This window comes from Nocardioides albus, assembly GCF_014648255.1.
GTDB classification, from domain to species: Bacteria; Actinomycetota; Actinomycetes; order Propionibacteriales; family Nocardioidaceae; genus Nocardioides; species Nocardioides albus.
In genome coordinates this window covers 1-25,385 of record NZ_BMQT01000004.1, presented here as the reverse complement: position 1 = coordinate 25,385, position 25,385 = coordinate 1, and the positions used below count along the sequence as shown (strand labels likewise).

The window sequence follows — 25,385 nt, the reverse complement described above, 5'->3', positions numbered from 1 at the left end:
GGCACAGGCGAGCGCCGAGCCGTCCCTCGAGATCGATCGCTACGGCGGAGGGCGCTGGACGAGCCAGCCCGGCAGGTCCCCGATCGGCTTGTCGTCGGCCACGATGGCGAGAGCCTCGACCATCGCGTCGAAGCGCTCGGCGCCGACCTGGCGCCGCCAACCGTCCACGACGCGTTCGAAGCCGACAGCGCTCGCCGCCAAGAGCTCCTCGGCGCGCTCCGTACGCCGGAGCAGGACCGCCCGCCGATCCGCGGGGACCGACTCACGGGCGACGTACCCGGCGTTCTCGAGTCCGGTCGCGGTCTTCGCTGCGGCCTGCTTCGAGACGCCGAGGCGCTGACCGAGCTCGTTGATGGTGCATCCGTCGGGTCCGATGGCTTGGAGCGCGAAGCCATGCACCGGCCGAGCCCCGGGATAACCCTGCTCGGCCAGCTCGCCGTTGAGCGCGTCGACACCTTGGCGGAAGGCGCCGGCCAGGAGAAGTACGACCCGCCACCCGGGCTCACTCATCAACCCACCCCCGCTACTCGACAACCTGGTTGACGATATCGCAAGGCGGCCCTACGGTTTAGACAACCACATTGTCTAATGTACGGAGCCAACATGCCCGCCGCCAAGATCGCCCATGAAGACACCCGCCACACCGAGACGCCCAACGCCTCGATGACGACCCTGGCATCGCCGACTCAGGGAGGCACCGGGTCCCTGAGTCTGTGGCGGACCTCGATGCGTCCCGGTCAGGGACCGCTGCACACCTTCGACGTCGAGCAGATCTGGCACGTGCTGGACGGGACGGCGACGATCGTGGTCGACACCGAGTCCGTCGACCTGTCGGTCGGAGACACTCTGGTCCTGCCCGCCGGCGCTCCCCGACAGGTCCGCACCGAATCCGGAGTGTCCTTCGTCGTGTGCGGGCCGGCGAGCGGCCAGGCGACCCCGGACGGAGGAGAGGCCGTGTCGCCGCCGTGGATCGTGTGATGGCGGCACGCCCGGTCGGAAAGCCCGGGCCAGACGCGCTGGCGTGAAGCCGTGCCGCGCGGCCGAGCCCGAGGGTACGCTCCAGAAGTGGCCGACCTCGATGCCGTCGAAGACCGGATCTGGGCGCTCCTTGCCCGTTACCGCGACGAGCTCGAGGACGCGACGATCTACGGGATGCCGTCGCTGCGCTGGCCGGGTTCCGGCGCTCACGACTACTTCGCCGCAGTCAAGCGGAGTGCGCACAAGGTGAGCCTCTACGCGATCGCCGTCGACACCTGGCCGGAAGCGCTCGAGGGATCGTCGGAGGCATTCCGCAAGCGGCGTACGGGCAAGGCGACCTTCTCCTTCCCGACGTTGGACGAGGAGATGGCCGCCGAGCTCGAATCGTTTCTGGAGCGGCTCTATCGGCGCTATCGCGAGCACCACGCCGGCTAGCTGACGGCCCGCTTCACCTGCTCGGTGAGCTTCTCCTCGACGGCCGGGTTCATCACCTTGACGGCGAAGACGGTCGGCCAGATGTCGCCGTCGTCGAGGTTTGCCCACTCCTGGAAGCCGACCTCGGCGTAGCGCATCTTGAACTTCCCGGCGCACTTGTAGAACGCCACGACCTTGCCGTCGGAGTTGGCGTAGGCGGGCATGCCGTACCAGGTCTTCGGGGCGAGGTCGGGTGCGTGCGTGGTCACGATCCGGTGGAGCGCCTCGCCGATCTCGCGGTCGTTGTCGTCCATGGCCGCGATCTTCTCGAGGCAGTCCGCGAGATCCGCCTGCGCCTTCTTGCTGCCGGTGCCACGCTTGGCGGCCGTCCTGCGCTCGGCGGCGGCCTCCTTCATGGCAGCCTTCTCTTCTTCGGTGAACGTGCTGCTCTTCGCCATCGCTGTGCCCTTCCTGGGTGGTCTGTTGAGAGGAGCCTAAGGAGGCAGATGCGGCGTACGCTTCTTCGTTCCTGATCGTCTTGCTCAGACGCTCGCGGTAGGTGCCCCGGTATTTCTCCGACCATTCTCCGACAAACCCTGGCGCCTTGACGGTGCCATCGCGAAGAATCGGCGTCCGGAAGGTCTGGCGGCTCGGGGTGGCCGGACGAGTTCCTGATCGGCACCCGGCGGTCTCGCCGGTCTGAGAAAGCGACGGACCCCATGGCCCATTCGATCCCCGGCACTGCCAGCTGCGGCCACCTCGGCTCCGAGGCATACGACGTCGAGGGAGCAGTGCGATGAGCGCACACGAGCTCCCGAGCCGGGCTGAGCTCCACGATCGGCCCGGGCTGCTGCGCGGCACCTCCTGGGAGCTCTTCGCCGACCCCTGGCGTGGCACGCCGTCGTTCGCGGACGAGCAGAGCGTGGTGGCCGCCGCGGGCCTCGTCCAGCTCGGCGAGGTCTTCGGGCTGGACTATCCGATAGACGCGTTCAGGCCGGGGATGTCGACGGCCACGAAGCCGGTCGAGCACATCGTCTACGGCAACCATCCGGCACACCGCGGCGACTACCTCGACGGCTACTACCTCGAGTCCTCGACCCAGATCGACGGGCTACGTCACCGGCGCGCCGACGACGCCGGGTTCTACGGTGGGACCGCCGACGAGCTGATCGCACCCGGGACGGAGGAGATCGGCATCCAGGTCTGGGCGGACCGCCCCATCGTCAGCCGCGGAGTCCTGGTGGACATCGCGGGCCTCCTCGCCCGGCGCGAGGAGACGCTCGACCACGAGGCCGGCCAGCCGATCCCGTACGACTACATCGACCAGGCCCTGACCGCTCAGGCGATCGAGCTGCGCGCCGGGGATGTGGTCATGCTCCACACCGGGTGGTGCGAGTGGTTCCTCGGGCTCACCGCCGAGCAGAAGCTGGCGCAGCAGGCGCTGGGCCGCGCCACCGGCATCGCGCAGAGCGAGGAGGTCCTCGACTGGGCTTGGGACACCGGGTTGGCGCTGCTCGCCGCGGACACCTTCGCGGTCGAGTGCCTGCCGCCCGTACCGGACTCGCCCTTCCTTCGGTCGGCGCCGAGCGACCGCGGCATGATGCATCAGGAGTTTCTGGCCAAGCTGGGCATGCCGCTCGGAGAGCTGTGGCGCCTCGGGCCGCTGGCCCGCCGCATGGATGCCCTGCAGCGGTGGGAGGCCTTCGTCAGCGTGAAGCCGCTCAACGTCATCGGTGCGACCGGCTCGCCGGCGAACGCCGTCGCGATCATCTGAGGACTCGTCGACCGCAGACGGTCGCGATGCGTCCACCCTGTCGCCTCAGCCCCGTAGGTTGGACACGAACGCAGTCGTCACCGGGGGAGGGGAGTGTCGTGCGCCGCTGGGTGCGCCGGTCGTTGTGGGACATGATCCCGCGCGACCATCGGCAGAGTGAGTCCGCTCTGCGTCGCCGTCAGCTGGTCACGGTCGGCTTCGGGCTGCTCGGCGCGGTCGTGCTCGGCGCCTCGCTGCGTATCGAACCGGGGAGCTTCTGGTTCTATCCGGCGACCCTCGCCCTGGCCGGGGTGTGGACGATCGGCGCCTTCGCCTCCGGGCCGCTGCATCTCGGACACATCCGAGTCTGGCACCGGCAGGACGGCCAGGCCGAAGGTCGGTTCGTACGTCCGGTGCTGTCGCCGATCCTGCTCGGCCTGGGCCTGGCAGGCGTCTTCGTCATCGGCGGCCTGGTCGTGCGCGAGATCGCCTGGCTGGACCGGCAGGTGCGGTCGGTGCTCGACTTCGCCGATCAGGGCTCGCTGCCGCTTCTGATCGCGGTGACGGCCATCAACGGCGTGGCGGAGGAGCTGTTCTTCCGCGGCGCCGTCTACGCCGCCCTGCCGCGCCACCCCGTCACCTGGACGTCGGTGGCCTACGTGATCGCGACGCTGGCGACCGGCAACGTGATGCTCGCCTTCGCGGCGATCCTGCTCGGGGTGGTGGTCGGCTTCGAGCGGCGCGCATCCGGCGGCGTACTCGCGCCGATCCTCACCCACTGCGCGTGGTCGCTGTCGATGCTGCTGGCGCTGCCGCTGCTCTTCGGCTGAACGAGCCGCGCGGAGAGCGCGGCCTCAGACCGCCTTGCCGTCGGCCAGTCGCTCGGCCAGCGCCCGACGCACGGCCTCGCGATACGGCAGCGGTTCGCCGGGCACGACATCGAGGATCCGCCGGTCCTGCACGACGACCTCGGTGGTCATCGAGTCGATCAGGTTGCGCCCGGTGGTCAGGTCGACGTCGGTCACCAACGCCAACCAGTACGACGACAGCCGAGGTGTCAGCACCGGCACCGGGACGACCGGGATCGATCGGCCGTTGGCCAGCTCCGAGGCGACGGTCAGCATGTCGACGTACGTCATCGCCTCGGGGCCGCCGATCTCGAAGGTCTTGCCGATCGCATCCGGGTTGTCGATGACGCCCGCGAGGTAGCGGATCACGTCGTCGACGGCGATCGGCTGCGTCCGGGTCGCGGTCCACCGCGGCACCACCATGGCCGGGAGGTTCTTGACCAGCTGCCTGGTCAGCTCCCAGGAGACCCCGCCGTGGCCGACGACGATCGCGGCGCGCAGCGTCGTGACGGGGACACCGGCCTCACCGAGCAGGGACTCGACCTCGCGGCGTGAGCGCAGGTGAGGGGAGAGGTCTCCGTCGTCGCCGAGCCCGCCGAGATAGACGATCTGGCGTGTCCCGGCACGGGCCGCAGCGGCACCGAAGGAGCGTGCCGCCCGCGCGTCGCGCTCCTCGAAGTCGTCGTGATCGAGCGAGTGCACCAGATAGACCGCGACGTCGACCCCCTCGAGGGCGGCGGTCAGCGAGTCGGGTTCGTTGACGTCGGCCTTCACCGGTTCACCCGGCCCGTCGTAGTCGTCCGGGCGCCTGGTCATCGCGCGCACCCTGGTGCCGGCTTCGGTGAGCTCCGAGACCAGTCGCCGACCGATGAACCCGGTCGCGCCGGTGACGAGCACGGTGGTCTCCATGAGTCGAGCCTACGGGCCTGCCGCGCCGTCCGGCGTCATGCCGAGCCCGACGAGTCGAGGGGCCGACAGTCCTGCCCGCAGCCCTCGTCGGAGACCGGCCCGGCCGCGTGCGACGCCGGTCGGTGAAGTACGGCTCCGGTCGGCGTCACCAGCACGTCGGAGCCTTCGACGCGACCGGTGCCGTCGATGATCAGCGCGTGGTCGCGCGGCGTCAGCGGGGCGTACGTGAGGGTGAGCACCGGGTTGGTGGCGAGGTTCGCCCTGGTGCCGCCGCCGGGGTCGGCGACCCGCAGGAACGAGCCCTCGACGACCGGGTCCACGACCACGACCTTGATCCGCTCACCAGCGGTGGTCAGCAGGAAGCCGCTGCCGAACCGTCCGAGAGTTGCAGCGAGATCAGGCAGGGCTACCGGGATGCTCATGTCCATCACCTTAGTCCGAGCGGTGGCCTTCCCCTACGTTTCAGAGCAGCGCTCTGTTATTGTCGGGGAACCCCAGACCCGAGCTCGAGAGACGGGTCTCGAACGAAGGAGCTGCAACGTGGTCACCATCTCCACCGACGGACCGCTATGGACCCTCGATCTCGGCGACGACGAGAACCGTTTCTCGCCCGAGCGCCTCGACGCCGTCGGGGAAGCCCTCGACCAGATCGAGTCCTCCACCGAGCCGGCGGTGCTGATCACGACCGGCGGCGGCAAGTTCTTCTCGAACGGGCTCGACCTGGAGTGGCTGGGGCAGAACCTCGACCAGCACGACAGCTACGTCGCGCGCGTCCAGGAGCTCCTCGCCCGGGTTCTCGTCCTGCCCGTCCCGACGGTCGCCGCGGTCAACGGGCATGCCTTCGGTGCGGGCGCGATGCTGGCGATGGCCCACGACTACCGCGTGATGCGCGAGGACCGCGGCTACTTCTGCTTTCCGGAGGTGGACATCCACATCCCCTTCACCCCGGGCATGAACGCCCTGGTCACCAGCAAGCTCACCCCGCGCACAGCGCTCGACGCGATGGCGACCGGGCGGCGCTACGGCGGGGGAGACGCGGCGGCCGTCGGCCTGGTCGACGTCGCCGTCTCCTCCGAGGAGCTCGCCGAGACGGCTGCCGGGCTCGTACGCGACCTGGCCGGCAAGGACCGCGCGACGCTCGGCACGATCAAGGCCAGGATGTTCGCCGAGGTCGTCTCGGCTCTCGGCTCCGTCAACGCCTGAACCGGCGATGGGACGTCCCCGGCACTACGACCTCGACGAGCTCCTCGGTCACGCTCGGACGATCTGGCTCGAACGAGGCGTCGACGGCCTGACGATCCGGGCGCTGAGCGCAGCGTCGGGGGCGTCCAACGGCGCGGTCTACCACGCGTTCGGTTCGCGCGCCGGTCTGCTGGCGGGAGTCTGGTCCCAGGAGGCCGGCCGCTTCCTCGCCTTCCAGCGAGACCGGGTGCGGGAGGCGAGGCTCGACGGCGACGCGACCGCTGCCCTCGTCGCGGCGGCGCTCGCCCCGGCGACGTACGCGACAGACGATGCCGATGGTGCTCGCCTCCTGCTCGCGGTCACCGCGGACGACCTGCTGGCGGCGGACCCGGGAGTGCCGGCGCGCACTCGGCTGCTCGAGCTCCAGCAGGAGCTCGGTGCGCTTCTCGCCGACCTCGCCTCCGTGCTCTGGGGTCGGCGAGACCGGACGGCGATCACGGTCGTGCGCCACTGCGTCGTCACGCTGCCCGGAGCGTTGCTGCTGAACGCCGAAGAGCACACCGACCCCCTCGCGGCGTACTCCCTCGAGCACGCTGTCCGAGGCATCGCGTCCCTGTCGCCCCCGCAACCCTCCCCGGTGTGAGCGCTGCGGGAGGATGGTGAGGTGACTCGCCCCGACTCCGCCTACCGCTCGGACTGCTCCAACTGCGCGGGCCTGTGCTGCGTCGCGCTCTCCTTCACCCGCTCGGCGGACTTCCCCGAGGACAAGGCGGCCGGTGATCCGTGTCGTCATCTCGGTCCCGACTTCGGCTGCGGGATCCACGACCGGCTGCGCGACCGCGGGTACGCCGGGTGCACGGTCTTCGAGTGCTCCGGCGCCGGGCAGCAGGTCACCCAGGTGACCTTCGGCGGCACCGACTGGCGTACGGAGCCGAAGCTGCGGCAGAGCATGTTCGACGTCTTCGGGGTGATGCGGCAGCTGCACGAGATGCTGGCCCTGCTCGAGGAGGCCGGCTGGCGCGGCACCTCGACGGAGCTCGCCGAGGTGACCGAACGGGTCGCCGCCGCGGCGGGTGGCACCGCCGACCAGGTGCTCGCCACCGACGTCCCCGCGCTCCGCTCGGTCGTCGGGAACGCGCTCCGGCAGGTGAGTGCGGAGGTACGCCGCCCCGCAGGCGCTGCGCTGAGCGGTGCCGATCTGGTCGGCCGCGATCTGCGCAAGCGGGACCTGCGTCGCGCCGATCTGCGGGGCGCCCTGCTGGTGGCCGCGGACCTGCGCGGCGTCGACCTGGCCGATGCGGACCTGCTCGGCACCGATCTCCGTGACGCCGCGGCCGCCGGTGCGGACCTCTCCCAGGCACTCTTCCTCGCCCAGTCGCAGGTCAACGCCCTGCGCGGCGACGCCGGCACTCGGCTCCCCGAAGGTCTGGCCCGGCCGAGTCACTGGAAGTAGACCGGCGCTGACCGGCCCGAAGAGTGGGCGAAAGTGGCAGTCCGGACTGGATCCGGCTGCCACTTTCGCCCACTCCGACGGATCAGGCCAGCGTGGCCGTGTCGATCACGAAGCGGTAGCGCACGTCGGAGGCCAGGACCCGGGCGTACGCCTCGTTGATCTGGTCCGCCGAGATCACCTCGACCTCGGAGCCGATGCCGTGCTCGGCGCAGAAGTCGAGCGTCTCCTGGGTCAGCTCGATGCCGCCGATCATCGAGCCGGCGAAGTTTCGCCGGTTGGTGATCAGCGAGAACACGTTGACGCTCAGCGGCTCCGCGGGGGCGCCGACGTTGACCATCGTGCCGTCGACCGCGAGCAGACCGAGGTAGGCGTCGATGTCGATCTTCGCGCTGACGGTGTTCACGATCAGGTCGAACGAGCTGGCCAGCTGCTCGAAGGTCGCCGGGTCGGAGGTGGCGTAGTAGTGGTCGGCGCCGAGCCGCAGCCCGTCCTCCTGCTTCTTCAGCGACTGCGAGAGCACCGTGACCTCGGCACCCATCGCGTGCGCGATCTTCACGCCCATGTGGCCCAGTCCGCCGAGCCCGACGATCGCGACCTTCTTGCCCGGTCCCGCGCCCCACTTCTTCAGCGGCGCGTACGTCGTGATGCCGGCGCACAGCAGCGGCGTCGCGGCTGCCGGGTCCATGCCCTCGGGCACCTTGAGCGCGAAGTGGGCGTCGACGACCACGTGGGTCGAGTAGCCGCCCTGGGTGAACGAGCCGTCACGGTCCTTCGCGGCGTACGTCCCCACGCCGCCGCCGGGGGTCGTGCAGTGCTGCTCGTCGCCGTTGCGGCAGTTGTCGCACTCGCGGCACGAGTTCACGAAGCAGCCGACGCCGACGCGGTCGCCGACCTTGTGGTTGGTCACCGACGAACCCACCTCGGTGACGCGGCCGATGATCTCGTGGCCCGGGACGACCGGGAACGGCTGCCGGCCCCAGTCGCCGTTGACGGTGTGGATGTCGGAGTGGCAGATGCCGGCGTACTCGATCGCGATGAGGACGTCGTTCTCACCGACCGCGCGGCGCTCGATGGTGGTAGGGACCAGCGGTTCGCCGGCGGAAGGGGCTGCGTACGCGTTGACGCGCATGGATGTTCTCCTGGGTCGAGATGTTTGGTGGGTCACTGGCTCTCGCGGCTGCGGATCCGGTCGGCCAGGGTGTGTGCCTGCGCGCCGATCTCCTCGGCGCGGGCCTGCTCGCCGGCGGCGACAGCGCGCCAGTAGTCGGTCTTGAGACCGACGTAGCGCCGCCGCAGCTCGAGGTTCTCGGCCTCGCGGGCGAGGTGAGCGGCGTGCTCGGTGAGCATGTCGATCTGCTCGGCGGCGCCGTCGCTGCCGAGGCGGCTGTTGGCGACGTACGCCCGCATGTCGTCGATCGACAGCCCGATCGCCGCCAGGCAGGCGACGCCGGTCAGCTGGTCCAGGTCGGTCTCGTCGTAGACCCGGTGGCCGCTGCTGGCGCCGCGACTGACCGGCGAGATCAGCCCGATCGTCTCGTAGTAGCGCAAGGTGCTGGCCGGCAGGCCGGTCAGTGTCGCCACCTCGCGGATCGAGTACGTCCGCGAGCTCGTCGTTGCAGTCACACCAATGACGCTAGGAACTTCAAGTACTTGAAGTCAAAGGGATGATTTGTCGACTTGTGCATTTGTCGGACGCGCGCCCGCGGCCCGGGCGTAGATTGCCGATCATGACCCTTCGCCCGCACCCCGGCGTCGACAGCTACCTCGACGGTCTGCCCGAGTGGCAACGCGACATCTGCCGTGAGCTGCGAGAGATCGTCCACGATGCCGACCCGGAGATCGAGGAGACGATCAAGCGGACGGTCCAGCCCTACTTCGTGCTGCAGGGCAACGTGTGCGCGCTGCTCGCGACCAAGGACCACATCAACCTGTTCCTCTACGACCCGACCGTCCCCGATCCGGCCGGGATCATCAACCAGGGGCACGGCAACGCCACCGGTCGAGCCATCCAGATCTACCGCGGCGACCCGATCGACCGCCCGGCGCTGACCGAGCTGCTGCGCGCCATCGTGGCCAACAACCGCGCCGGCGGCTGGCGTCACCTGCAGAAAGACTGATCCCGGCCGGGTTCGATCAAGGGAAAGCGGAGAGTTTCAAGATTCCGCTTGACCTTGACCCAGCGTCAACCCACGACGCTGTTCCACATGAACCCGACACCAGCAATCGAGATCGCCGGACTGACCAAGTCCTACGGCGACGTACATGTCCTCCAGGGCGTCGACCTGACCATCGAGAAGGGGAACATCTTCGCCCTCCTCGGCTCCAACGGCGCCGGCAAGACCACGACCGTGAAGATCCTGACGACGCTGCTCAAGGCGGACGGCGGCACGGCGACGGTCAACGGCTTCGACGTGGCGACTCAGGCCGACGACGTACGCGGCTCGATCAGCCTCACCGGCCAGTTCGCCGCCGTCGACGAGATCCTCACGGCCCGCGAGAACCTCATCCTGATCGCCAAGCTGCGCCGTCAGAAGAACCCGGGTGCGATCGCCGACGAGCTCCTCGCCCGGTTCTCGCTCACCGAGGCCGGCAACCGCAAGGTCGCGACGTACTCCGGTGGCATGCGCCGCAGGGTCGACATCGCGATGAGCCTCATCGGCAACCCGTCGGTGATCTTCCTCGACGAGCCGACCACCGGCCTGGACCCGGAGGCGCGGCTCGAGGTCTGGCAGACCGTCAAGGAGCTCGCTGACGGCGGCACGACGGTCCTGCTCACCACGCAGTACCTCGAAGAGGCCGAGCAGCTCGCCGACCGGATCGCGATCCTCCACGAGGGCCGCATCATCGCCAACGGAACCCTCGCCGACCTCAAGGCGATGTTCCCGCCGGCGAAGAAGGAGTACGTCGAGAAGCAGCCGTCCCTCGAGGACATCTTCCTCGCCATCACCAGCAAGTCCAACGGCAAGCCCGCCAGCACCACCACCGTGAAGGAGTCATGATGAACACTCGATTCTTCGGCGACACCGCCATCCTGACAGGCCGCTCCCTGCGACACATCGGCCGGAGCCCCGACACCATCGTCACGACCGCGATCACCCCGATCGCCATGATGCTCTTGTTCGTGTACGTCTTCGGCGGCGCGATCGACACCGGATCCACCGAGAACTATGTCAGCTATCAGCTACCCGGCATCCTGTTGATCACCATCGCCTCCGGCATCGCCTACACCGCCTACCGTCTCTTCCAGGACAAGAACGGCGGCATGTTCGACCGGTTCCAGTCGATGCCGATCGCCCGGTCCGCGGTCTTGTGGGGTCACGTGCTGACCTCGGTGGTCGCGAACATGATCTCGCTGGTCGTGGTGGTGCTCGTCGCCCTGCTGATGGGCTTCCGCACCGGCGCGAGCGTGCTCGACTGGCTGGCGGTGATCGGCATCCTGGCCCTGTTCACCCTCGCGCTGACCTGGCTCGCGGTGATCCCGGGGCTCACGGCCGGCACGGTCGAGGGAGCCAGCGCGTTCTCCTACCCGCTGATCTTCCTTCCCTTCCTCAGCTCGGCGTTCGTCCCGACCGACACCATGCCCGCCCCGGTGCAGGCCTTCGCCGAGCACCAGCCGGTCACCTCGATCGTCGACTCCATCCGGGCGATCTTCGCCGGTCAGGACCCGGGCAACGAGGTGTGGATCGCGCTGGCCTGGTGCGTCGGCCTCCTGGTCGTCGCGTACGTCCTGGCCACCGCCGCCTACCGCCGCAGGTTCGCCTGACAGGCCTGCAGCACCGAGAAAATTCAAAAGCGATGACAACAACGCGGTTCATTGCCACTATTCGGCAATGCTCACGATCAGCCAGGTGGCTGCCGCCTCCGGAGTCACCGTCCGGGCAGTACGCCACTACCACGCAAAGGGCTTGCTGCTGGAGCCTGAACGTGACCACTCCGGCTACCGGCGCTACGACGCCGCCGCCGTCGTGGACCTGATCAAGATCCGCATCCTCGCCGACGCCGGCGTCCCGCTCTCCCGTGTCAAGGAGCTGCTGGACGCCGGCGACGACGATTTCAAGAAGGCGGTCGCCGAGATCGACAAGCGCCTCCGGCTCGAGATCCGAGAGCTCCAGGGCCACCGTGACCGGATCGCTCGCCTCGTCCACGGCGACGGCCTGGCCCTCCCGCCCGAGGCGGTCGCCTACCTGGAGAGGATGCGCGAGCTCGGCATCCCGGAGCGGATCATCGAGGGCGAGCGCGATGCCTGGATCCTCGTCGCCGCCCAGCAGCCGCAGAGCATGGAGGCCTTCATCCGCACCAAGGTCGGTCAGCTCGACGACCCGAACGTCATCGACACCTACGGGGAACTGGTGGAGATGCTCGAGTGGAAGCCCGGCGACCCGCGTGTGGAGTCCATCGCCGACCAGATCGTCGCCCAGGTCGAGGCGATCTCCCCCGAGGAGTGGAAGGCGTTCGCCGAATCGGACCAGGCGATGCCGCCCGAGCTCGTCGACCTGCTCGACTCGATGTTCGTCGAGCAGGTCCCGGTCGCCCGCGACCTCATGCGTCTGATCGAGAAGCGCGGCTGGACCGGCTGGACCCAGCTCGAGCGCATCGAACCGAAGCGCTAGTGGTCTGAGCCGGGCTGTTCGCCGGCTGGCTCGCCGCCACGTACGCGACCCCCGTCGGTTCGAGACGTCTCAGATCGGCTCGCCCCAGGCGATGGCCAGCTCGACGGCCCGCCGCCAGCGAGCGAGCTCGCTGTCGCGGGCCGCGGCTGACATGGCCGGTCGCCACTCGGCCGCCCGCTTCCAATGCCGCCGGAGCACCTGCTTGTCAGGCCAGTAGCCGGCCCCGAGCCCGGCTGCGTAGGCGGCACCGCGCGAGACCGTCTCGGCCACCAACGGCCGGACGACGGGGATGTCGAGGAAGTCGGCGATGGTCTGCATGAGGAGGTTGTCGGCGGTCATCCCGCCGTCGACCGCGAGGCGCCGCAACGGCACGTCAGCATCGGCGTTCATCGCATCGACGACCTCGCGGGTCTGCCAGGCGGTCGCCTCGAGGACGGCGCGACACAGGTGTGCCTTGGTGACGTACGAGGTCAGCCCCACGATCACGCCACGGGCATCGGGCTCCCAGTGCGGTGCGTACAGACCGGTGAAGGCCGGGACGACGTAGCAGCCACCGTTGTCGGCGACGGTCAGCGCCTGGGTCTCGATCTCGGCCGCCGAGCGGATGATCCCGAGACTGTCGCGGAACCACTGCACCAGGGACCCGGCGACGGCGATCGACCCCTCCAAGGCGTACGTCGCCGGTTCGCCCTCCATCGCATGAGCGACGGTCGTGATCAGCCCATGCTGTGAGCGCACCGGTGTCGAGCCCGTGTTGAGGAGCAGGAAGCCGCCCGTGCCGAAGGTGCACTTCGCATCGCCCCGGTCGAACCCCGCCTGCCCGAACAACGATGCCTGCTGGTCGCCGATGACGGCCGTCAGCGGGATCCCGGCGATCGGCGTGACGGTGGTCCCGAAGGGAGAGCCGGAAGACGAGATCGTCGCCCTGATGTCGGGCAGCATCGCCCGCGGCACCCGCATCGCCGCCAGCAGCTCGGGATCCCAGTCGAGCGTGGAGAGGTCCATCAGCATCGTCCGGCTGGCGTTGGTCACATCGGTGAGGTGTGTCCCTCCGGATACGCCGCCGGTGAGGTTCCAGACCAACCACGAGTCCATCGTGCCGAAGAGCAGGTCGCCGCGCTCCGCCCTCTCCCGTAGCGAAGGAGACGAGTCGAGCAGCCAGCGCACCTTGGGACCGGAGAAGTACGTCACCAGCGGCAGCCCGCACCGAGCCTGGATCTCCGCCTCCGGCATCTCGGCGGCGACCGCGGCAAGCACGGACGACGACCGCGTGTCCTGCCATACGATCGCGTTGTGCACGGGCCGCCCGGTGTGCCGGTCCCACACCACGGTCGTCTCGCGCTGGTTGGTGATCCCGAGCCCGACCACCTGAGATGGAGAGGCCCCAGCGTCAGCGATCGCCTCCGGCACCACCCGGCAGACGATGTCCCAGATCTCCATGGGGTCGTGCTCGACCCAGCCCGCGCGCGGATAGTGCTGATGGTGCTCCCGCTGCGCCAACGACACCATCCGGCCCTCGCGGTCGAAGAGCATGCACCGTGTCGAGGTCGTCCCCTGATCGAGCGCGGCGACATACAGCGGAAGACTCATGCCGCCCGACCGTGACCCAGCGCCCTCGAGATCGACCGGGCGACACCGACGACCGCCTCGATGAGATCGAGACGGGGCAGCCCACGCGCGTCGCACAGCCGCGGCACCGGCCCCGCGATGCCCACCGCGGCCACCACATAGCCACCCCGGTCGCGCACGGGTGCCGCGATCCCGGCGAGCTCGGGTCGCGACTCGGCGACGGCGGCCGCCCACCCGGTGTCGCGCGCGTCCGCGAGCGCGCGCAGCAGCTGGGAACGGTCGGTGATGGTCCGGAAGGTCAGCCGTTCCAGGCGTTGCCCGACCACGCTGCGAGCGGCCCCCGGGTCAAACGCGACCAGCACCTTTCCGAGCGCCGTAGCGTGCAACGGAAGCGACCGTCCCGTATCCATCACCTGCGTCCCCGGTCCCGCCCGGAAGACATGGTGAGCCACCACCGCCGAGCCGTCGCGATAGGCCGCGATCCGAGCCTCCTCGCCCGTACGCGCCGCCAACGTGTCCACCCAGTTGAGCGTCTCCGAGCGCAGCTCGTTGAGGTCCAGGGTCACGGACCCGAGATGCAGCAGTCCGGCACCCACCAGATAGCGCCCGGTGATCGGGTCCTGGTCGACGAACCCGGCCTCCGCCAACGTACGCAGCAACCCGTGGGCCGTCGGTTTGGCCAGCCCGACGGCGAGCGCCAGCTGGCCGAGCGGCATCGGCTCACTCTCGGCGGAGAGCACACGCAGCAGCGCCGCCGCCCGCTCGACGGATTGCACGGTCCGAGACATCAGGTAAAAGCGTAGGGGCCGAGCAAACCCCGTACGTCCGGTTCGGTCATCCCGGGGCCGGCCGGTTCCGCCCCGCGAGACACCCAGCGTTCGGCGATGCTGAACGCGCCTCGTTGTGACGTGCATCACTCGTCTCTACCGTGCGTGGAGTCCTCCAGACCCCACCACGGCAGGAGCAGCGCATGAAGACAAGACGAACGCTCATCGGGGAGCTCAGCGCGGAGTTCGCCGGGACGATGATCCTGATCCTCTTCGGAGTCGGTGTGGTCGCGCAGGTCGTCACCGGCGACGGTGGCCTGGGTGACCACGACTCGATCGCCTGGGCCTGGGGGATCGGGGTGATGCTGGGCATCTACACCGCCGGAAGGATCAGCGGCGCGCACCTCAACCCGGCGGTCAGTCTCGCCATGGCCGTGTTCAGCGACTTCGAGTGGCGCAAGGTCCTTCCCTACAGCCTCGCCCAGATCCTCGGCGCCTTCGTCGCCGCCCTCATCGTGCGTGCCGCCTACGGTGACGCCATCGCCAGCGTCGACCCCGAGCACACCCACGCCACCCAGGGCATCTTCTCGACGCTCCCGGGCAACGGTGACGCCGCGCTCGGCATCAGCCTCACCACCGCTTTCGCCGACCAGGTGATCGGCACCGCGATCCTGCTGTTCCTGATCATGGCGATCACCGACGCGAAGAACTCCGCCCCGATCGCCTGGTTCGCCCCGGTCGCGATCGCGTTCGTGATCGTCGGTATCGGGATGGCCTGGGGGGCCAACGCCGGCTACGCCATCAACCCCGCCCGAGACTTCGGGCCGAGGCTGGCCTCCTTCCTCACCGGGTACGAGGGGGCGTGGAGGACTGCTGCCGGCGACCTCTACTTCTGGATCCCGATCGTCGGCCCGCTGCTCGGTGCGCTCGTCGGAGCCGGTGCCTACAAGCTGTTGATCTCGCGTTTCCTTCCCGCACAGGAGGAGGGTGAGGAGGTAGGAACGATCCCCGGGGCAGCAGACGAGGACGACCTGGAGCCTGAGCGCAAGACCGCCTGACCGAGCAGACCGAGCAGACCTACAGAAGACAGAGAGGACCGACGACATGCCCGACTACGTCGCAGCCGTCGACCAAGGCACCACCAGCACCCGCTGCATGATCTTCGACCACGGCGGCAACGAGGTGGCCCGTCACCAGCTCGAGCACGAGCAGATCATGCCGAAGGCGGGCTGGGTGGAGCACAACCCGGTGGAGATCTGGGAGCGCACCAGCTCGGTGATCCAGACCGCGCTCGGCCGCCAGGGGCTCACGGACCAGGACATCGCCGCGCTCGGCATCACCAACCAGCGCGAGACCACCGTCGTCTGGAACCGAAAGACCGGCCGCCCCTACTACAACGCCATCGTCTGGCAGGACACCCGCACCGACCGGATCGCCTCGGCGCTCGACAGGGACGAGCGCGGCGACATCATCCGTCGCAAGGCCGGGCTCCCGCCGGCGACCTACTTCGCGGGCGGCAAGATCCAGTGGATCCTGGAGAACGTCGACGGGGTCCGCGAGGCTGCGGAAGCAGGTGATGCCATCTTCGGGACCACCGACAGCTGGGTCGTCTGGAACCTGACCGGCGGCCCCAACGGGGGTGTCCACGTCACCGACGTCACCAACGCCAGCCGCACCATGCTGATGAACCTCGAGACCCTCGACTGGGACGACGAGCTGCTCGGCTTCTTCGACATCCCGCGCCAGATGCTCCCCGAGATCCGGCCCTCCTCGGAGCCCAAGTCCTACGGCACCACCCTCGCGAACGGCCCGCTCAAGGGCGAGGTCCCGATCACCGGCATCCTCGGTGACCAGCAGGCCGCCATGGTCGGCCAGGTCTGCCTGGACGCAGGCGAGGCCAAGAACACCTACGGCACCGGCAACTTCCTCCTCCTCAACACCGGCCAGGAGCTGGTCCGCTCCGAGAACGGCCTGCTCACCACGGTCTGCTACCAGTTCGGCGACGAGCCCCCGACGTACGCCCTGGAGGGCTCGATCGCCGTCACCGGCTCCGCGGTGCAGTGGCTGCGCGACCAGCTGAGGGTGATCAGCAACGCCGCCCAGTCCGAGACCCTGGCCAAGGAGGTCGAGGACAACGGCGGGGTCTACTTCGTCCCCGCTTTCTCCGGTCTCTTCGCCCCCTACTGGCGCTCGGACGCCCGTGGCGTGATCGTCGGCCTGTCCCGGTTCAACACGTCGGGCCACATCGCAAGGGCGACCCTGGAGTCGATCTGCTACCAGAGCCGCGACGTCGCCGATGCGATGGAGAAGGACTCCGGCGTACGCCTCGAGGTCCTCAAGGTCGACGGCGGCGTCACGGTCAACGAGCTGTGCATGCAGATCCAGGCCGACGTCCTCGGTGTCGAGGTCAGCCGCCCGGTCGTCGCCGAGACCACCGCGCTCGGGGCCGCCTATGCAGCCGGCCTGGCTGTGGGGTTCTGGAAGGACACCGACGAGCTCCGCAAGAACTGGAACGAGTCGAAGCGCTGGCAGCCGTCCTGGAGCGAGGAGCAGCGCGAGGCCGGGTACGCCGGCTGGCGGAAGGCCGTCGACCGCACCCTCGACTGGGTCGACGTCGACTGAGACGGAAACGCCCCGTTTGGGGTATGCGCGAGCCGACCCTGCGGACGTACGTTGCCAATGGGCCCGGCCGGGGCCCGGCAACTGCCTCGACCGGTCCGTTGGCATACCAACGACCGAGGGAGACAGCAATGTTCATCCAGATGATTCAGGGCCCGTGCACCCGGCAGGACGACGCCCACCAGCTGCTCGACGAGTGGCGTCGCGACCTGGCGCCGAGCGCGACCGGGTGGCTGGGCGGCACCTACGGATTCACCGACGACGGCCAGCTCATCGGGGTGGTCCGCTTCGAGTCCCGCGAGGCGGCGATGGCCAACTCCGACCGCCCCGAGCAGGGGGAGTGGGCAGCGAAGATGGCCGAGGTCATGGACGGGCCGATGGAGTTCCACGACTGCGACGACGTCACGATGCTGCTCGACGGCGGCTCCGACGACGCCGGGTTCGTGCAGATCATCCGAGGCAGGGTCGACGACCCGAGCCGGCTCAAGGCGATGATGGCCGACACCACTCAGATGCACGAGGCGCGCCCGGACATCCTCGGCGGCACGCTCGCGATCGAGGAGGACGGCAGCTTCGTCGAGACGATCGCGTTCACCAGCGAGGCCGACGCCCGCAAGGGCGAGCAGGTCGAGCCTCCGGCCGACGTACGCCGCGAGCTCGACTACGCGATGAAGGGAGCCACCTTCTACGACCTCCACCGCCCCTGGTTCGAGAGCGCCTGAGGGGACGAGGGGCCCGGCTCAGCCGGGCCCCTCGCCCGCGGCGACATGCTGAGCCAGGTAGGCCTGAAGGCCGACCCGTTCGATCGCGTCGAGCTGGGACTCGAACCAGTCGGCGTGCTTCTCCTCGTCGCGGACCATCTCCTCGAAGACGGCAGCGGTGCCGTGGTCTCCGAGCTGGTGGCACTCCTCGCCCCCGGCGTTGAACTGGGCGACCGCGGCACGCTCGCTCTCCAGCGCGAGCGAGAGCATCTCCTCGGCGGTCTCGCCGACCTGGATGGCGTTGAGCCGCTGCACGTTGGGGTGGCCGTCGAACATCAGGATCCGGTTGATCAGCTCGTCGGCGTCGCGCATCTCGTCGATGGAGAGGTCGTAGAAGACCTTGCCGAGCTTCGGGAAGCCCCAGTTGTCGAGCATCCGGGCATGCAGAAAATAGGTGTTGGTGACGGTGAGCTCGAACGTGAGCGCCTCGTTGAGGAGCTCGACGACGCGTGGATCGACTGGCTGCATGACGTACCTCCGGTAGCGGGATCTTTCCCGATACTGGCACGGCACCCCGGGAGTGAGGACAGACTCAGTTTGCGCCCGGTTGCCTGCGTCAGGTGCGTACGTCAGCTCGCGGCGCCGTCGGCCACCAGGTGCGAGCACTCCTGCTCGAGATGCCGGGTGACCTGCTTCTTCACCGAGAAGATGCACGAACCACAGTCCTGAGCGGCGCCGGTGGAGCGGCAGATCGCGCTCACTGTCCGCGCCCCGTCGGCCAGGGCAGCGTCGACGTCACGGTCGGTGACGACTCGGCACTGGCAGACGATCATGTACTTAGGTTAGCCGACCCTAATCAAGATGACGAGATCACGTCTCGGTTCTTACCGTTCGGTCCGGTCGGCGCGGCGACTCACATTCTCCCGGTATGGTCCAGGTCACATCGTCACACCGTCGCCCCCGGACCTCGGAGGATCCCTTGCGCATCGCAGTCATCGGCACCGGTTTCGGCGGCCTGGCCGCCACGATCGAGCTCAAGAAGCGTGGCCACGACGACATCGTCGTGTTCGAGAAGGCCGGAGACGTCGGCGGTGTCTGGCGGGAGAACACCTACCCGGGCGCCGCCTGCGACGTACCTTCCAGCCTCTACTCCTACTCCTTCGAGCCCAACCCGCACTGGCCGCACAAGTTCTCCCGCCAGCCCGCGATCCTCGACTACATCCATCGGGTCGTCGACAAGTACGACGTACGCCGCCACATCCGCTTCCACACCGAGGTGACCGCCGCCCGCTGGGACGACGAGGAGAAGACCTGGCAGCTCGACCTCAGCACGGGGGTGACGGAGACGTTCGACCTGTTCGTCCCGGCGGTCGGACAGCTCTCCCGACCCTCGATCCCGAGCATCCCCGGCATCGACACGTTCGAAGGAGAGGCCTTCCACTCCGCCGAGTGGAACCACGACCTGAGCCTCCACGGCAAGCGGGTCGCGGTGATCGGCACCGGCGCGAGCGCCATCCAGTTCGTGCCCGAGGTGCGGAAGGATGCGGCGAAAGTGCTCCTCTTCCAGCGCTCGGCGCCCTACATCGTCCCGCGCAAGGACTTCGAGCGCGCCGACCCCGACCGCCCGATCCGGCAGCTCGTCGACCGGGCGAAGATCTGGGTCCAGGCCGAATGGCTCACCACGTCCTTCCACGTCAAGCCGTTCGGTGCGGTCATGCGGGCCTGGTCCAAGCGCCACATGAAGGCGCAGACCGCGGCGAAGCCGGGGCTCTTCGAGAAGGTCTGGCCCGACTACGCGTTCGGGTGCAAGCGCATCCTCTTCGCCGACGACTACCTTCCGGCCCTCGCCCAGCCCGATGTGGATGTGATCACCGAGGACATCACCGAGATCACCTCGACCGGCGTCACGACCGGCGACGGGAGGCACCACGAGGTCGACGTGATCATCTGGGGCACCGGGTTCAAGGCCACCGACTTCCTCGCCCCGATGACGATCACCGGCACCCAGGGCCGCGACCTGCACATCCACTGGAAGGACGGCGCCCACGCCTACCACGGCATGACCGTCCCCGGCTTCCCCAACCTGCTGATCATGTACGGCCCCAACACCAACACCGGTGGCGGCTCGATCATCTACTTCCTCGAGACCCAGGCCCGTTACCTCGGCAGGTACGCCGACCACGTCGCCGAGGCCGGCCCGCTCGAGGTCCGGGCGGAGATCGAGGAGGCCTACGACGCCCGGATCCAGGAGAAGCTGGCCGACAGCGTCTGGAGCAAGTGCACCTCCTGGTACCGCGAGAAGAACGGTCGCATCACCACCAACTGGCCCAGTATCTCGGCCCACTATCGGCGCAGCGCCAGCTTCGACACGAGCGACTACACGCGGGCTTGAAACGATCTGATAGGCCATTGTGACCAACCTGTGCATTCCCTTATTCGTGTTCGAGGCCACATACTCGAAGGGATGACTACCTCAACCCCCCGGCGGCGACACTTCGCCGCGAGTCCTTTCAAGGCAGATCCCGAGCCGGTCATTGAGCAGTTCGAGTCCGGAGACCTGGTCTCCCACGACTCCTTCGGCCTGGGTCGGGTCGTCAACAAAGAAACGGCCGCAGTCACTGTCGACTTCGGTCCCCGTCTGGTGCGCATCGCCAGCCCCTTCTCGAAGCTTTCCAAGCTCTGACGACCGTCTGAGCTGACACGAGATCGCCCTCCCCGAGCACTGCTCGGAGAGGGCGATCTCGTGTCGAAGGCCTACTTCCTCTTCACCGGATAGGCCGCGTCGACCTCCACCTCGACGAGCCACCCGTCCACGGGCAGGTTCTCGATCTCGAGCGCGAACCGCGACGGACGGGCAGGATTGACGACCATCGGGGCTGCCGGCGCAGCAGTGCCGAGCGGCACCGGGACGGCCTCGCCGGTCGACACCGACGTGTTCGCGAAGAACTGCCGGTAGGCCCGGTTCCAGCCCGCGAAGTCCATCTTCGCCTCGCCCGCCGGGTTCTGCAGGAAGACGCGCATCGTGATCACGTCGTCGTAGGAGAGCCCAGCCGCCTCGAGGTTCTCCCCGATCCGGCGCAGCACGTTGATCCCCTGGGCCTCGGTGATGGTCACGCCCGGTGGCAGCTCACCACCCGGGAACACCGCGGTGTCGATGTAGCCCAGCTCGCCGCTCGCCCCGGTGTTCAGTCGCGACGGACCGAGCCCGCTGGTCTTGTAGATCGCCGCCTCCGGCCCGATCGCGACGCCGTTGGCGATCGACGGGTTGTCCTGCCCCGCGGGCAGCACCGAGATCGTCTCCCCACCGCGCGGGGGGCGGTGCCCATTAGAAGCGCCGGACCACGTGCTTCCGGCGACCGCCGCCGTTGGAGCGACGAGAGCCGCGGTCAACCCGACCACGGCCAGCACCTTCGTACGCGGCGACGTCATGCCGTCACCCGCGCGTGCAGCTTCTCGACGGCCGCCCGGGCGGCCGTGATCGCGCCGTGCTGCCAGGCTACGGAGTGACTGAGGTGGTCACCGGCGAAGTACGTGTTGCCGGTGGCGTCCAGCAGCCTCGTATAGAGCGGATCGGTGTCGGCCGTCGTCGAGTACGCCCACGCTCCCTCGGAGAACTTCTGCGTCTTCCAGTCCTGGCTGTACGAGGCGGTGATGCCCTCGCCGTAGACGTCACCGAAGATCTGCTTGCCCATGTCCACCGCCCGCGAGAGCCGCTGCGCGGGGCTGAGCACGCCGTAGGTGTCGGCCGCGCTCCCCGTGTTGTAGTAGCCGATCATCGTGCCCTTGTCCCCGTGGAACCCGTACGACGGATGCCACATGTTGCGCAGGTCGAGGCGGGTGTTGGTGATGCCGCCGTAGATCCGGAAGTCCTCCTCCCACCAGCGCCGGTCGTACTCGATCCCGATCTTGCCGGCGTTCGAGGGCCCGAAGGACTTCAGGCTCGCGGTGATGTCGGCGCCGAGGTTGTGCGGGACCTTGGCCGCGATGTTCGGCGGCATGCAGTTGATCGCGAAGTCGGCCTCGATGGTCTCGGTCCTCCCGCGGGCCTTGTAGGCCACCGAGACGCCGGTCGGGGTGTTCTTCCACTCCACCACCTCGGCCCCGTAGCGGATGTTCCGCGCCCCGACGGCCTTGGCGAAGGCGTACGGGATCGCGTCCATGCCGCCGACCGGCTGGTACATCATCATCGCCTGGTCGTAGCCGAACTCGAAGGAGAAGTACTGACCCAGCCCGGCGGCGAGGACAGCACTCATCGAGTTCGGGGCCACCGCGGTGCCGGACTCCTGCCCGGCACCCGGCTCGACCGTGTAACCGGCGCGGCTCGACCCGGTGTAGGCGTACCCCTCCGCCTTGGAGCCGAGATCGCCGAAGTTCCTCAGGAAGGCGATCAGCGCCTCCTTGTCGGCGGCGGTCAGCTCCTCGTCCAGGGCGCCCTTGTCGGTCGCCTTCGCGAGCAGCTCGGAGACATAGCCGTACGTGTCCGCCTTCGCCTGACGCATCTGCACCGCTCCGATCCCGTGGTCGCCGGGGTAGTAGAGCAGCGCGTTGGCGTTCTGGTTGGTGAACGCCTCGATCGGGACCCCCAGCTCCTTGCAGTAGTCCAGCGTGATGTGGCTCTGCGGCAACCGCCCCGGTCCCGCGTTCATGTACTCACCCTTGGAGAACCTGGCGACCTGCGTGACCCCGTTCAGGTCGGTCACCCGAGTCCCTCCACGGACGGTGAAGTTGCGACCGCCCGGCCGGTCCCGTCCCTCGAGCACGGTCACCTTGTAGCCACCCTTGAGCAGCTCGTACGCAGCGGTGAGCCCGGCGATTCCGCCGCCGAGGACGACGACCGACCTGCTGCCGGCCCGCGCGAGGTCGGAAGGCTTGGGAGGAGTGAACGCGGGGGTCTCCGCTGCGTGGGCCGAGGTGAGCCCGAGCGCGCCCATGCTGTGCAACATGACGCCCGCACCGCCGGCGACGCCGACGTTGCGCAGGAAGTTCCGACGTGACTGAGTCATGTGGGGGTCCAATCTGTTGGGGACGCCCCGAAACGTAGGAAGCCTTTGTTGCGTCGCGATTGCGTTCACGTCTCGCTAGAACGCGTGTTCCCGGACCCGTCAGTAGCCCTAGGATCGGCACCGTGACCGTCACCATCCGCGATGCAGCCCCCGCCGACGTACCCGAGATCCTCCGCCTCGTCCACGCCCTGGCCGAGTACGAGAAGGAGCCCGACGCCGTCGAGGCCACCGAGGCAGACTTCACCGCTGCGCTCTTCCCCGAGTCCGGCACCCCGACCACCCGCGGCCTGATCGCCGAGAGCGACGGCACGATCATCGGCATGGCGGTCTGGTACGTCACCTTCTCCACCTGGACCGGCCGCAACGGCATCTGGCTCGAGGACCTCTTCGTCGACCCGGCGCACCGCGGCGCCGGCGCCGGCAAAGCCCTTCTCGTACGCCTCGCCGAGATCTGCGTCGAGAACGACTGGCGTCGGCTCGAGTGGTGGGTGCTCAAGTGGAACGAACCCTCGATCGCCTTCTACCGCTCCCTCGGGTCGGTCCCCCAGGACGAGTGGGAGGTCCACCGCATCGACGGCGCCGAGCTGAAGAAGCTCGGCGCCGCCGGCGGCATCTAGTTGTACGCAGCGGCAGACCTATTCCGGCTGGCTAGCCCGCTGAGCCTCGCCGAGCACCGTCGCCACCAATCCCTCGACCTCGTCGGTACGCAGCGGCACCGGCGTCATCAACCGCCGGTAGAACACCGCGCCGGCGAGGGCCTCGGCCGCCCGCTCCGGATCTCCGACGACGTGGCCTGACTCCTGCAGCCGGGTGAGCGCCTCGACCAGACGCGTACGTCGCTGCGTGCTGTAGCGGTGATGCAGCTCTCTGAGGCCGGGATCGCGCTCGGCACCGTCGAGAACGGCAGGGAGGCAGTCGGACATCAGGGAGGACTGCATCGCCGCGGCGAGGTGAGAGACGATCGCCACCACGTCGGCCCGAGGGTCGTGGCCCCCGGGTTCGGGACGCGGCTGCACGTTGAGCGTCTCCATCGCCGCAGCGACGAGACTGAGCCGATCGTGGCCGAGCCGATAGATCGTGCTCCGCGCCACCCCTGCCCGGGTTGCCACCCCGTCGATGCTGAACCCGCCATAGCCGCGCTCGGCGAGCTCCGCGAGCGCCGCTTCGAGCACTCGTTCCCGGCTGCGTACGACTCGAGGGTCTGTGCGCTCTTGACGAGAAGCCATGCGCCGAGCCTACTATGCAACAGTAGTGTTGCAGAAAGGAGAGAACGATGAGGCCAGGATTTCGCTGCATCGTCGACGACATCCCTGCTGCCGTCGCATTCTACCGCGAGCTCGGGTTCGACGACGTCGGTCCGAGAGCCGGCGGCTTCGCCATGCTCGATGGCCACGGGCTGAGGCTGATGCTGAACACGCCGGGAGCGGGGGGAGCCGGTCAGCCGGCCGACGACGGGACGCGACCGAGCCCCGGTGGCTGGGGCCGCATCCAGCTCGAGGTGTCGGACATCGATCAGGAGCTCCGCCGCCTGGGCGGCGCCGGCGTTCGGGTACGCACCAGCCGCATCGATGGGCGGGGCGGATCCCAAGCGGTGATCGAGGACCCGGCCGGTAACCCGGTGGAGCTCTTCACGCCTGCCTGAACCGCGGCGTCAAGGGCCCTGGCACCCGGTTGTGCGAACCGGTGACGCGCCTTGCCCGGGGGTCTACAGTGGAGGCCAGAACACCGCACGAAGAAAGTTGCTCTGGTGATTTGAAACGGCGCCAGGGTGTGTGTAGTGTTCTCCGAGTCGCCAGGGTGCGGCGGGAAGCAAGCGCGAGTCTTCGGGCGGGCTTCCGGCCCCGGAACGACCGCCTCCACTCTTCGAGCATCGCTCGAGCCAGGGTGTTCTAGATGTGGATCTTCGGATCGACGACAGAGACTCGGGACTGGTTCAACCGGGCCCACAAGGTCATGGGTGGAGAAGGCAGAAGCGATAAACACCGCGGGTTTCCCGAATTGGTGATTAGAGCGAAAGCCACTAAAGTCCTCCAGGACTGAAGCGGATAAAGCTTCGAACTTAAGCAAGAAAGCGCCGAAAGCGCCGAATTGCGAAAGCGAGAAACAGTCCGCTAAGGTTCAGAAAGACAAAGTAGAAACACCGAGCTAAACACCGAGAAAGCGTGAAAGCGCCGAGTTGGTAAAGCGAAAGTGAGTCTGATAAAGTCTGCGGGGCAGGGCCGAGGAAAGCTTCTGGAGCTGGCAAGGAAAGCGCGAAAGGCGCCGAGTTGCTAAAGCGAAAGAAAGCCTGATAAGGTTCAGCACGAAGAACAAAGCGAATATAGCAGTCACCGGACTGGCTGGGACGAGAGTCTGAAATCTACCGGTGTGCGTGTGATTCTTGAGAACTCAACAGTGTGTCATAGTCGACGAATTAGTTTGTTATGCCCCGTCGACCGCATCCCAAGGGGATGATGGTTGATGGTTTCTTTGACAATTGATTCTGGCAATTATCCAGTCTTTCGGGATTGGAACATGTCAGTGTCTCCTGTCAGGGCATCTCTTTTTCCAGGTTATCGTAAGATGGTCTGGTGTTGTTT

The 25,385-nt window shown here is 68.2% G+C and carries 31 protein-coding genes; 18 read left to right on the top strand and 13 right to left on the bottom strand.

What is annotated here, in order from left to right:
• Positions 1-39: 39 nt before the first annotated feature.
• Positions 40-510: a MarR family winged helix-turn-helix transcriptional regulator gene (locus IEY84_RS09130; protein WP_183542324.1), complete on the bottom strand. Its 471-nt coding sequence runs from the start codon at positions 508-510 to the stop codon at positions 40-42.
• Positions 511-603: 93 nt separating this feature from the next.
• Here IEY84_RS09130 and IEY84_RS09125 point away from each other — a divergent pair, with 93 nt between their 5' ends.
• Complete coding sequence (locus IEY84_RS09125; RefSeq protein ID WP_183542323.1) at positions 604-978, top strand: cupin domain-containing protein; 375 nt, start codon at positions 604-606, stop codon at positions 976-978.
• Positions 979-1,065: 87 nt separating this feature from the next.
• Entirely contained in the window at positions 1,066-1,413 is a 348-nt protein-coding gene (locus tag IEY84_RS09120; RefSeq protein WP_183542322.1) for a hypothetical protein, read from the top strand.
• Here the strand turns inward: IEY84_RS09120 and IEY84_RS09115 are convergent.
• Positions 1,410-1,850, bottom strand: coding sequence for an iron chaperone (locus tag IEY84_RS09115; protein ID WP_183542321.1), 441 nt, complete (start codon positions 1,848-1,850; stop codon positions 1,410-1,412). The genes IEY84_RS09120 and IEY84_RS09115 overlap by 4 nt on opposite strands.
• A 338-nt stretch (positions 1,851-2,188) precedes the next feature.
• Between IEY84_RS09115 and IEY84_RS09110 the strand changes: the two genes are divergently transcribed.
• Positions 2,189-3,166, top strand: a complete 978-nt coding sequence (locus IEY84_RS09110; RefSeq protein WP_183542320.1) for a cyclase family protein — start codon at positions 2,189-2,191, stop codon at positions 3,164-3,166.
• A 98-nt stretch (positions 3,167-3,264) separates the two neighbouring features.
• Complete coding sequence (locus IEY84_RS09105) at positions 3,265-3,975, top strand: CPBP family intramembrane glutamic endopeptidase (protein ID WP_229788493.1); 711 nt, start codon at positions 3,265-3,267, stop codon at positions 3,973-3,975.
• Between the two features lie 24 nt (positions 3,976-3,999).
• On the opposite strand, the gene IEY84_RS09100 is transcribed toward IEY84_RS09105, so the two are convergent.
• Positions 4,000-4,902: an NAD(P)H-binding protein gene (locus IEY84_RS09100; RefSeq protein ID WP_183542318.1), complete on the bottom strand. Its 903-nt coding sequence runs from the start codon at positions 4,900-4,902 to the stop codon at positions 4,000-4,002.
• Between the two features lie 35 nt (positions 4,903-4,937).
• Entirely contained in the window at positions 4,938-5,324 is a 387-nt protein-coding gene (locus IEY84_RS09095; protein ID WP_183542317.1) for a pyridoxamine 5'-phosphate oxidase, read from the bottom strand.
• Between the two features lie 118 nt (positions 5,325-5,442).
• Here IEY84_RS09095 and IEY84_RS09090 point away from each other — a divergent pair, with 118 nt between their 5' ends.
• From IEY84_RS09090 to IEY84_RS09080, 3 genes are read left to right on the top strand one after another with little or no spacing between them, the layout of a single operon-like run.
• Positions 5,443-6,105: an enoyl-CoA hydratase-related protein gene (locus tag IEY84_RS09090; protein WP_229788488.1), complete on the top strand. Its 663-nt coding sequence runs from the start codon at positions 5,443-5,445 to the stop codon at positions 6,103-6,105.
• A 7-nt stretch (positions 6,106-6,112) separates the two neighbouring features.
• Positions 6,113-6,727, top strand: coding sequence for a TetR/AcrR family transcriptional regulator (locus IEY84_RS09085; protein ID WP_183542314.1), 615 nt, complete (start codon positions 6,113-6,115; stop codon positions 6,725-6,727).
• 21 nt (positions 6,728-6,748) lie between these two features.
• Complete coding sequence (locus IEY84_RS09080) at positions 6,749-7,537, top strand: pentapeptide repeat-containing protein (RefSeq protein WP_229788487.1); 789 nt, start codon at positions 6,749-6,751, stop codon at positions 7,535-7,537.
• An 82-nt stretch (positions 7,538-7,619) separates the two neighbouring features.
• Here the strand turns inward: IEY84_RS09080 and IEY84_RS09075 are convergent, their stop codons facing one another.
• Together IEY84_RS09075 and IEY84_RS09070 are read right to left on the bottom strand one after the other, a co-directional pair.
• Complete coding sequence (locus IEY84_RS09075) at positions 7,620-8,666, bottom strand: NAD(P)-dependent alcohol dehydrogenase (RefSeq protein WP_183542312.1); 1,047 nt, start codon at positions 8,664-8,666, stop codon at positions 7,620-7,622.
• Between the two features lie 32 nt (positions 8,667-8,698).
• Positions 8,699-9,160 (bottom strand): MerR family transcriptional regulator, encoded by a 462-nt coding sequence (locus IEY84_RS09070; RefSeq protein WP_183542309.1) that lies wholly within the window; start codon positions 9,158-9,160, stop codon positions 8,699-8,701.
• Between the two features lie 104 nt (positions 9,161-9,264).
• On the opposite strand from IEY84_RS09070, the gene IEY84_RS09065 reads away from it, so the two are divergent.
• The 4 genes from IEY84_RS09065 (at position 9,265) to IEY84_RS09050 (ending at position 12,147) form a co-directional block, all read left to right on the top strand.
• Complete coding sequence (locus tag IEY84_RS09065) at positions 9,265-9,654, top strand: DUF1801 domain-containing protein (RefSeq protein WP_183542308.1); 390 nt, start codon at positions 9,265-9,267, stop codon at positions 9,652-9,654.
• Positions 9,655-9,741: 87 nt separating this feature from the next.
• Positions 9,742-10,536 (top strand): ABC transporter ATP-binding protein, encoded by a 795-nt coding sequence (locus IEY84_RS09060; protein WP_183542305.1) that lies wholly within the window; start codon positions 9,742-9,744, stop codon positions 10,534-10,536.
• A complete protein-coding gene (locus IEY84_RS09055) occupies positions 10,536-11,300 on the top strand; it encodes an ABC transporter permease (RefSeq protein ID WP_183542303.1) in 765 nt (254 codons plus the stop codon). Before IEY84_RS09060 ends, IEY84_RS09055 begins: the two co-directional genes overlap by 1 nt.
• A gap of 67 nt (positions 11,301-11,367) precedes the next feature.
• Positions 11,368-12,147 (top strand): MerR family transcriptional regulator, encoded by a 780-nt coding sequence (locus IEY84_RS09050; RefSeq protein WP_183542301.1) that lies wholly within the window; start codon positions 11,368-11,370, stop codon positions 12,145-12,147.
• Between the two features lie 69 nt (positions 12,148-12,216).
• Here IEY84_RS09050 and glpK (IEY84_RS09045) read toward each other — a convergent pair whose 3' ends face one another.
• Both glpK (IEY84_RS09045) and IEY84_RS09040 read right to left on the bottom strand, forming a co-directional pair.
• A complete protein-coding gene (gene glpK, locus IEY84_RS09045; protein WP_183542298.1) occupies positions 12,217-13,737 on the bottom strand; it encodes a glycerol kinase GlpK in 1,521 nt (506 codons plus the stop codon).
• Entirely contained in the window at positions 13,734-14,504 is a 771-nt protein-coding gene (locus IEY84_RS09040; RefSeq protein WP_183542296.1) for an IclR family transcriptional regulator, read from the bottom strand. Before IEY84_RS09040 ends, glpK (IEY84_RS09045) begins: the two co-directional genes overlap by 4 nt.
• A 182-nt stretch (positions 14,505-14,686) precedes the next feature.
• On the opposite strand from IEY84_RS09040, the gene IEY84_RS09035 reads away from it, so the two are divergent.
• The 3 genes from IEY84_RS09035 to IEY84_RS09025 all read left to right on the top strand — a co-directional run bounded on the left by IEY84_RS09035 (position 14,687) and on the right by IEY84_RS09025 (position 17,824).
• Positions 14,687-15,541, top strand: a complete 855-nt coding sequence (locus IEY84_RS09035) for an MIP/aquaporin family protein (protein WP_183542294.1) — start codon at positions 14,687-14,689, stop codon at positions 15,539-15,541.
• Positions 15,542-15,587: 46 nt separating this feature from the next.
• Entirely contained in the window at positions 15,588-17,105 is a 1,518-nt protein-coding gene (gene glpK, locus IEY84_RS09030) for a glycerol kinase GlpK (RefSeq protein WP_183542292.1), read from the top strand.
• A gap of 128 nt (positions 17,106-17,233) precedes the next feature.
• Positions 17,234-17,824: a hypothetical protein gene (locus tag IEY84_RS09025; protein WP_183542291.1), complete on the top strand. Its 591-nt coding sequence runs from the start codon at positions 17,234-17,236 to the stop codon at positions 17,822-17,824.
• Between the two features lie 18 nt (positions 17,825-17,842).
• Here the strand turns inward: IEY84_RS09025 and bfr are convergent, their stop codons facing one another.
• Both bfr and IEY84_RS09015 read right to left on the bottom strand, forming a co-directional pair.
• The gene (gene bfr, locus IEY84_RS09020) at positions 17,843-18,331 is read right to left on the bottom strand and encodes a bacterioferritin (protein ID WP_183542290.1); all 489 of its coding nucleotides are present in this window, start codon (positions 18,329-18,331) and stop codon (positions 17,843-17,845) included.
• Positions 18,332-18,432: 101 nt separating this feature from the next.
• A complete protein-coding gene (locus tag IEY84_RS09015) occupies positions 18,433-18,636 on the bottom strand; it encodes a (2Fe-2S)-binding protein (RefSeq protein WP_183542289.1) in 204 nt (67 codons plus the stop codon).
• Between the two features lie 146 nt (positions 18,637-18,782).
• On the opposite strand from IEY84_RS09015, the gene IEY84_RS09010 reads away from it, so the two are divergent.
• Both IEY84_RS09010 and IEY84_RS09005 read left to right on the top strand, forming a co-directional pair.
• Positions 18,783-20,195 (top strand): flavin-containing monooxygenase, encoded by a 1,413-nt coding sequence (locus IEY84_RS09010; RefSeq protein ID WP_229788486.1) that lies wholly within the window; start codon positions 18,783-18,785, stop codon positions 20,193-20,195.
• 72 nt (positions 20,196-20,267) lie between these two features.
• The gene (locus IEY84_RS09005) at positions 20,268-20,486 is read left to right on the top strand and encodes a hypothetical protein (protein ID WP_183542287.1); all 219 of its coding nucleotides are present in this window, start codon (positions 20,268-20,270) and stop codon (positions 20,484-20,486) included.
• 71 nt (positions 20,487-20,557) lie between these two features.
• On the opposite strand, the gene IEY84_RS09000 is transcribed toward IEY84_RS09005, so the two are convergent.
• Positions 20,558-21,232 carry a Rid family hydrolase gene (locus IEY84_RS09000; RefSeq protein ID WP_183542286.1) on the bottom strand — a complete coding sequence of 225 codons (675 nt, stop codon included), beginning with the start codon at positions 21,230-21,232 and terminating at the stop codon, positions 20,558-20,560.
• The gene (locus IEY84_RS08995; RefSeq protein ID WP_183542284.1) at positions 21,229-22,806 is read right to left on the bottom strand and encodes a flavin monoamine oxidase family protein; all 1,578 of its coding nucleotides are present in this window, start codon (positions 22,804-22,806) and stop codon (positions 21,229-21,231) included. Before IEY84_RS08995 ends, IEY84_RS09000 begins: the two co-directional genes overlap by 4 nt.
• Positions 22,807-22,928: 122 nt before the next feature.
• Between IEY84_RS08995 and IEY84_RS08990 the strand changes: the two genes are divergently transcribed.
• Positions 22,929-23,423, top strand: a complete 495-nt coding sequence (locus IEY84_RS08990; protein ID WP_183542282.1) for a GNAT family N-acetyltransferase — start codon at positions 22,929-22,931, stop codon at positions 23,421-23,423.
• 18 nt (positions 23,424-23,441) lie between these two features.
• On the opposite strand, the gene IEY84_RS08985 is transcribed toward IEY84_RS08990, so the two are convergent.
• A complete protein-coding gene (locus IEY84_RS08985) occupies positions 23,442-24,032 on the bottom strand; it encodes a TetR-like C-terminal domain-containing protein (protein WP_183542280.1) in 591 nt (196 codons plus the stop codon).
• Between the two features lie 47 nt (positions 24,033-24,079).
• Between IEY84_RS08985 and IEY84_RS08980 the strand changes: the two genes are divergently transcribed.
• Positions 24,080-24,448 (top strand): VOC family protein, encoded by a 369-nt coding sequence (locus tag IEY84_RS08980; RefSeq protein ID WP_183542278.1) that lies wholly within the window; start codon positions 24,080-24,082, stop codon positions 24,446-24,448.
• Positions 24,449-25,385: the final 937 nt, after the last annotated feature.

Bases quoted from the DNA above. Each gene is read 5' to 3' on its own strand.
- IEY84_RS09130 (WP_183542324.1), bottom strand. From the start codon at position 510: ATGAGTGAGCCCGGGTGGCGGGTCGTACTTCTCCTGGCCGGCGCCTTC.
- IEY84_RS09125 (WP_183542323.1), top strand. From the start codon at position 604: ATGCCCGCCGCCAAGATCGCCCATGAAGACACCCGCCACACCGAGACG.
- IEY84_RS09115 (WP_183542321.1), bottom strand. From the start codon at position 1,850: ATGGCGAAGAGCAGCACGTTCACCGAAGAAGAGAAGGCTGCCATGAAG.
- IEY84_RS09110 (WP_183542320.1), top strand. From the start codon at position 2,189: ATGAGCGCACACGAGCTCCCGAGCCGGGCTGAGCTCCACGATCGGCCC.
- IEY84_RS09100 (WP_183542318.1), bottom strand. From the start codon at position 4,902: ATGGAGACCACCGTGCTCGTCACCGGCGCGACCGGGTTCATCGGTCGG.
- IEY84_RS09095 (WP_183542317.1), bottom strand. From the start codon at position 5,324: ATGAGCATCCCGGTAGCCCTGCCTGATCTCGCTGCAACTCTCGGACGG.
- IEY84_RS09085 (WP_183542314.1), top strand. From the start codon at position 6,113: ATGGGACGTCCCCGGCACTACGACCTCGACGAGCTCCTCGGTCACGCT.
- IEY84_RS09075 (WP_183542312.1), bottom strand. From the start codon at position 8,666: ATGCGCGTCAACGCGTACGCAGCCCCTTCCGCCGGCGAACCGCTGGTC.
- IEY84_RS09065 (WP_183542308.1), top strand. From the start codon at position 9,265: ATGACCCTTCGCCCGCACCCCGGCGTCGACAGCTACCTCGACGGTCTG.
- IEY84_RS09060 (WP_183542305.1), top strand. From the start codon at position 9,742: ATGAACCCGACACCAGCAATCGAGATCGCCGGACTGACCAAGTCCTAC.
- IEY84_RS09055 (WP_183542303.1), top strand. From the start codon at position 10,536: ATGAACACTCGATTCTTCGGCGACACCGCCATCCTGACAGGCCGCTCC.
- IEY84_RS09050 (WP_183542301.1), top strand. From the start codon at position 11,368: ATGCTCACGATCAGCCAGGTGGCTGCCGCCTCCGGAGTCACCGTCCGG.
- glpK (WP_183542298.1), bottom strand. From the start codon at position 13,737: ATGAGTCTTCCGCTGTATGTCGCCGCGCTCGATCAGGGGACGACCTCG.
- IEY84_RS09040 (WP_183542296.1), bottom strand. From the start codon at position 14,504: ATGTCTCGGACCGTGCAATCCGTCGAGCGGGCGGCGGCGCTGCTGCGT.
- IEY84_RS09035 (WP_183542294.1), top strand. From the start codon at position 14,687: ATGAAGACAAGACGAACGCTCATCGGGGAGCTCAGCGCGGAGTTCGCC.
- glpK (WP_183542292.1), top strand. From the start codon at position 15,588: ATGCCCGACTACGTCGCAGCCGTCGACCAAGGCACCACCAGCACCCGC.
- IEY84_RS09025 (WP_183542291.1), top strand. From the start codon at position 17,234: ATGTTCATCCAGATGATTCAGGGCCCGTGCACCCGGCAGGACGACGCC.
- bfr (WP_183542290.1), bottom strand. From the start codon at position 18,331: ATGCAGCCAGTCGATCCACGCGTCGTCGAGCTCCTCAACGAGGCGCTC.
- IEY84_RS09015 (WP_183542289.1), bottom strand. From the start codon at position 18,636: ATGATCGTCTGCCAGTGCCGAGTCGTCACCGACCGTGACGTCGACGCT.
- IEY84_RS09005 (WP_183542287.1), top strand. From the start codon at position 20,268: ATGACTACCTCAACCCCCCGGCGGCGACACTTCGCCGCGAGTCCTTTC.
- IEY84_RS09000 (WP_183542286.1), bottom strand. From the start codon at position 21,232: ATGACGTCGCCGCGTACGAAGGTGCTGGCCGTGGTCGGGTTGACCGCG.
- IEY84_RS08995 (WP_183542284.1), bottom strand. From the start codon at position 22,806: ATGACTCAGTCACGTCGGAACTTCCTGCGCAACGTCGGCGTCGCCGGC.
- IEY84_RS08985 (WP_183542280.1), bottom strand. From the start codon at position 24,032: ATGGCTTCTCGTCAAGAGCGCACAGACCCTCGAGTCGTACGCAGCCGG.
- IEY84_RS08980 (WP_183542278.1), top strand. From the start codon at position 24,080: ATGAGGCCAGGATTTCGCTGCATCGTCGACGACATCCCTGCTGCCGTC.